4 protein-coding genes are annotated in these 5,554 nt (G+C 75.0%); 2 read left to right on the top strand and 2 right to left on the bottom strand.

Going from position 1 to position 5,554, the window contains the following annotated elements; translation table 11 throughout:
* On the bottom strand, nucleotides 1-1,174 hold a 1,174-nt coding region (locus GKQ77_RS26565; RefSeq protein ID WP_219691464.1), incomplete at its 3' end, for an MFS transporter.
* 81 nt (nucleotides 1,175-1,255) lie between these two features.
* Here GKQ77_RS26565 and treY point away from each other — a divergent pair.
* Nucleotides 1,256-3,682, top strand: a complete 2,427-nt coding sequence (gene treY, locus GKQ77_RS26560; RefSeq protein ID WP_219691463.1) for a malto-oligosyltrehalose synthase — start codon at nucleotides 1,256-1,258, stop codon at nucleotides 3,680-3,682.
* Between the two features lie 46 nt (nucleotides 3,683-3,728).
* Here the strand turns inward: treY and GKQ77_RS26555 are convergent, their stop codons facing one another.
* Nucleotides 3,729-4,280 carry an FHA domain-containing protein gene (locus GKQ77_RS26555; protein WP_219691462.1) on the bottom strand — a complete coding sequence of 184 codons (552 nt, stop codon included), beginning with the start codon at nucleotides 4,278-4,280 and terminating at the stop codon, nucleotides 3,729-3,731.
* A gap of 143 nt (nucleotides 4,281-4,423) precedes the next feature.
* On the opposite strand from GKQ77_RS26555, the gene treZ reads away from it, so the two are divergent.
* Nucleotides 4,424-5,554: malto-oligosyltrehalose trehalohydrolase (gene treZ, locus GKQ77_RS26550; RefSeq protein ID WP_219691461.1), on the top strand; the 1,131-nt coding region annotated here is incomplete at its 3' end.

Below are 5,554 nucleotides of genomic sequence, written 5' to 3'. Positions count from 1 at the left end.
CCACGAACGCGCCCGCCGCGGCCGCGCTGCCCAGGGCGAACGCCGCCCCCGCCCCGTGGGCCTCGGCGAGCCGCCCGGCCACCGCCAGCGTCACCGCCTGGCCCCCGACGAACGCGCTCGCCGCGAACGTCATGCCCTCCGCGAGCCGCCGCGCCGGCACGGCACGCTCGGTCAGCGCGAAGCCCGTGATGAGGTTCGGGGCGTAGATCGCGCCGAAGAAGGTGACCACCACGTAGAGGCCCGCCAGGCTGTCGGTCCACACCAGGGGCAGCGACAGGAGGGCGGCCGCCGCTGTCGCCACCCGCCAGCGCGCGAGCAGCCCGAAGCGCTCGGGCAGCGCGGCCATGGAGAGCCCCACGACGGCACTCATGACGCCCATCGCCGCGTACACGAGCCCGGCCTGCCCCGGCTGCCCCAGCTCCTCGGTCAGCGCGGTGATCCCCGCCCCGCAGGCCCCGAGCAGCACCCCCAGGAAGAGGAGCCCCACGCGCACCACGTACACCGAACGCGGCAGCGGCGGCCGTGCCCCACGCGCGCGTGCCGGTCCTCGCGGGGTCCCCTTGGCGGTGCGCCCCGTGGGGTGCAGCGCGAAGGCCGTGCCGCAGACGGCGACCAGGAGGGCGGCCGCGACGAACGCGTACGCGGGGTGGCCCGCGACGGCCGCGAGGCCCACCAGGGCGGGGCCGAGCACGAAGGACAGCTCGTCCATGGTGCTCTCCAGGGAGAGCACCGTGCCCGCGAGCCGGTCGTCGCCGCCCTTCGCGCGGACCAGCGGGACGACGCGGGCCCTGGCGAGCGGGCCGATCCCCGGGATCGTGGCGCCCGCGAGGACGCCCAGGGCGACGAGGGCGGGCGTGGGCAGGTCCGCGACGGCGCCCGCGGTGTAGGCGGCGATCGCCACGGCGTTGAGGAGCGAGAGGACGAGCACCACCGCCCGCTGGCCGTGCCGGTCCGCGAGGCGCCCGACGAAGGGCCCCGCGCCCACCTGGCCGAGCGCGAGCGCGCAGGCGACGATGCCGCCGGTGGCCAGCGACCCGCTGGTCTCCGTCACCAGGAGCACGCTGCCGAACTGGATCATGGCCACGGGGAGCCTGCCGAAGAACGAGACGACGGGCAGCAGTGCCCCCGTCATGCCGATCACTGTGCGGTACGCGTCCCGCGTTCTCGAAGCCATCGTCCGACGCTAACGACGCCGTTGTGCGGAGACGCATGAGCGGATGACACGAAAGCCTCCGGGACGGGTACGTACCTTCGCATGACGTCAGAGCGCTCCAGGCCCGCGGTGCCTCCTTCGCCGACCGCCACGTACCGGCTCCAGTTGCAGCCGGAGTTCCCCTTTGCCGCCGCCGAGGCCGCGGTGCCCCATCTCGCCTCGCTCGGTGTCTCGCATCTGCATCTGTCGCCGGTCCTCCAGGCGGTCCCCGGTTCGACGCACGGCTACGACGTCGTCGACCACGCGCGCGTGCGGGACGAACTCGGCGGCGAGGAGGGGCTGCGGTCCCTCGCCCGCACCGCCCGCGAGGCCGGGCTCGGCCTGATCGTGGACATCGTGCCGAACCACATGGCGGCGGTGCCGCGCCACAACCACGCGCTCTGGGAGGTGCTGCGCGAGGGTCCCCGTTCGCCGTACGCCCGCTGGTTCGACATCGACTGGGAGGCGGGCGGCGGGCGCGTCCTGCTGCCCCTCCTCGGGGCGCGGCTCGGGGACGAGCTGACAGCGCTGCGGGTCGACGGGGACGTCCTGCGCTACCACGAACACGCGTTCCCGATCCGCGAGGGCACGGAAGGGCTGGCGCTGCCCGAGCTCCTGGACGCCCAGTGGTACCGCCTGTCCTGGTGGAGGCTTGCCCGTACGGATCTCAACTACCGGCGTTTTTTCACCATTTCCGATCTCATCGGAGTGCGCGTCGAGGACCCCGAGGTCTTCGACGCGACCCACGGGAAGATCCTCCAGCTGCTCCACGAGGGGGTCGTCGACGGGCTGCGGATCGATCACCCCGACGGGCTCGCGGACCCGGGGGCCTACCTCCAGAGGCTGCACGAGGCGACCGGCGGGCGCTGGACGGTCGTCGAGAAGATCCTCGCCGACGGCGAGCACCTGCCCGCCGCCTGGCCGGTCGCGGGCACCACCGGCTACGACGCGCTGCGCCACATCGACGGCGTCCTCACCGACCCGGCGGGCACCGGGGAACTCCTCGGCCAGTACCGCCGCTTCGCCGCGCCGCCCGCCGACCGGGGCGGCGAGTGGGCCGCGACGGTGCGCCGCGCCGCGTACCGGGTCATCTCGCACGAGCTGGCCGCCGAGGTCGACCGTCTCACGCGCGCGGCCGCCGAGATCTGTGCGGCCGACCCCGCCCTGCGGGACCACGCCCCCTGGGCGCTGCGCACGGCCCTGCGGGAACTGCTCGTGCGGCTTCCCGTCTACCGGCCGTACGTGTCCGGGGGCGCCGCCCCCGAGACGGTCCTGACCGCGTCGGCCGCCGCGGAGGCCAGGGCCGCCTTCAGCGTGCCCGAGGAGGCCCGGACGGTCGATGTCGTACGGGATCTGGTGCTTGGCAGGGCAGGGGCGGTGGACGGGAGCCAGGGGGCCGCGGTGGCGGCGTTCCGCGCGCGGTTCGCGCAGACCGCGTCCGCGCTGCGTGCCAAGGCCGTGGAGGACACCGCGTTCTACCGGCACGCGCCGCTCCTGTCGGCGGCGGAGGTGGGCGGGGCGCCCGAGCGGCCCGCGGTCTCCGTGGAGGAGTTCCACGCGTACTGCGCGCGCGTGCAGCGCGACTGGCCCGCCACGGGCACGGTCCTGACGACCCATGACACCAAGCGCAGCGCCGACGTGCGCGCGGGCATCTCCGTCCTGGCGCAGTGCCCGGACCGCTGGGCCGCTCTTCTCGCCGAGGTGACGGAGCGGACCGCGCGCGAGGGGGGCGTCCGCGCGCCCGACCCCCAGCTGGCGTGGGCCGCCTGGCAGACGGCGGTCGGGTTCGGCCCCCCGGACGACACGCGGCTGCGGGACGCGCTCCTGAAGCATGTGCGGGAGGCGGGGCTGCACACCAGTTGGACCGAGCCCGACGAGGCGTACGAGAAGGCCGTGGGGGCCTTTGTGGAGGCGGGGCCGTGCGGGGCGCCGCAAGCCGCCGTCGCGGCCCTCGCGCGGGAGCTGGCGCCCCATGTGCGGGTGAACGTCCTGGGGGCGGCGCTCCTGCATCTGACGATGCCGGGGGTGCCCGACCTCTACCAGGGGACGGAGGGTGAGTACCGCGCGCTGGTCGACCCGGACAACCGGGCGCCGGCGCACTTCCGGCCAGAGGTCCTGGAACGGCTCGACGCGCGGCCGGAGCCCGCCGGCCTCGCGGAGGAGAAGCTGGCGCTCACGGCGGCGGCGCTGCGGCTGCGCGGGCGGCGCCCGGAACTGTTCGGGGACGCGGGGACGTACGAACCCCTGACCGCCGAGGGCCCCGGCGCCGCGCACTGTGTGGCGTTCGCCCGCTCCGGCGAGGTGGTGGTCGCGGCGACGCGGCTCTCCCTGCGGCTCGCGGAGGAAGGCGGCTGGCGAGACACGGAGCTTCCGCTTCCGGCAGGGCGATGGGCAGATCTGCTGACCCCCGGCCGGGAGTTCGAGGGCCACGCACGCGTGGCGGACCTTTTCGCGGCCTCGCCGGTGACACTGCTGGAACGGAGGCGGTAGCGAGGCGGACGTGAGGGCCCCGGACGCGCCGAGGCCGGGCCGGGGCTCAGCTCACGGCGAGGCGGAAGGCCATCCGGCCGAAGCTGACCAGGTCGCCGTCCTGGACGAGGGCGGCGCCGGTCACCCGGCGGCCGTTCACCGACGTGCCGTTGGTGGAGCCGAGGTCGCGCAGCACCCACACGCCGCCCTGCCGGCGCAGCTCGGCGTGCACCCGCGAGACCGTGTCGTGGCTGAGCCGCAGGCCGTTGGCCGGGTCGCGGCCTATCCGCAGCGGATAGGGGCTGTCGGGCGAGGGCAGCAGCAGCTTCGGCAGCCGCTCGGCCTGCCAGGCCCTGCGCAGCTTCATCGTGAACCCGGAGACCGCTTCCACGCTGCCGAGCACCATGCGCGACCAGCGGCCCTCGGTCCGCAGATCGGCGGTGAGGGCGGCGAGTTCGTCGGGCCTGCGGGCGGCGAGGACCAGTTCCATGCGCCGCAGGAAGGTGTCGTGCGAGAGCCTGCCGACGGCCGCGCCCTCCTTGAGTGCGTCCAGCGCCCGGTCGCGCTCGGCGTCCGTCACCCGCGCGGGGTATGTGGAGAACTCGAAAGAGGATGTCACCTGGGGATTGTCGGGCAAGCTCGCCCCGGGTGTCCAGAATGGGCCGGGGCGGCGGCCGATCGATCTCTTCCGCCCCCCAACAGAGCACTTCTGACGCACCATGGGACGCAGGTGTGACGGACAGCGGACGAGGGGGCACGTCGGTGAGGTTCGAAGTGTGGGCGCCGCAGGCCGAGCGGGTCGCTCTGGAGTGCGCGGGCGCCACGCGCGCGATGGAGCGCGACGGCGGCCGGGCCGGCTGGTGGATCGCGGAGGCCGAGGCCGAGGACGGCACGCGCTACGGCTTCTCGGTGGACGGCGGCCCCGTCCTGCCCGACCCCCGCTCACGGCGCCAGCCGGACGGCCCCGACGGCCTCAGCGCGGTCGTCGACCACGACCGGTACGCGTGGCGGACGCCCTGGGCGGGGCGGGGCGTGCGGGAGGCGGTCCTGTACGAGCTGCATGTGGGGACGTACACCCGCGAGGGCACGCTCGACGCGGCGGCGGAGCGGCTGCGCCACCTCGCGGACCTCGGCGTCACGCATGTGGAGCTGATGCCGCTGTGCCCCTTCCCGGGGCGGCACGGCTGGGGGTACGAGGGCGTGTCCCTGTGGGCGGTGCACGAGCCGTACGGCGGCCCGGAGGCGCTGAAGCGATTTGTCGATGCGGCGCACGGGCTCGGCCTCGGCGTGGTCCTCGACGTCGTCCACAACCACCTCGGCCCGTCCGGCAACTACCTGCCCGCCTTCGGCCCGTACTTCACCGAGACGCACCACACGCCCTGGGGCGCCGCGGTCAATCTGGACGCGCCCGGCTCGGACGAGGTGCGCTCCTATCTGGTGGGCAGCGCGCTCGCCTGGCTGCGCGACTACCGGCTCGACGGGCTGCGCCTCGACGCCGTGCACGCGCTGCGGGACACGCGCGCGTGCCACTTCCTGGAGGAGCTGTCCGCGGCCGTCGACTCCCTCTCCGACGACCTCGGCAGGCCGCTTTCCCTGATCGGTGAGTCCGACCTGGGTGACCCCCGCGTCGTCACCCCGCGCGCGAGCGGCGGCCTCGGCCTGCACGCGCAGTGGAACGACGACTTCCACCACGCGCTGCACACCGCGCTGACGGGCGAGGCGCAGGGCTACTACGAGGACTTCGCGCGGGCCCCGCTGGCCGCCCTCGGCAAGACGATGACACGCGGCTTCTTCCACGACGGCACATACTCGACGTTCCGCGGCCGCGCCCACGGCCGCCCCGTGGACCGCGCCCGCACCCCCGCCCACCGCTTCCTCGGCTACGCGCAGACC

The organism is Streptomyces anatolicus, assembly GCF_019400875.1.
Taxonomy (GTDB): domain Bacteria; phylum Actinomycetota; class Actinomycetes; order Streptomycetales; family Streptomycetaceae; genus Streptomyces; species Streptomyces anatolicus.
This window is presented reverse-complemented; position numbering and strand designations above follow the sequence as displayed.

What these genes read in the sequence shown, in the direction of transcription:
- treY (WP_219691463.1), top strand. Translation starts at nt 1,256, where the DNA reads ATGACGTCAGAGCGCTCCAGGCCCGCGGTGCCTCCTTCGCCGACCGCC.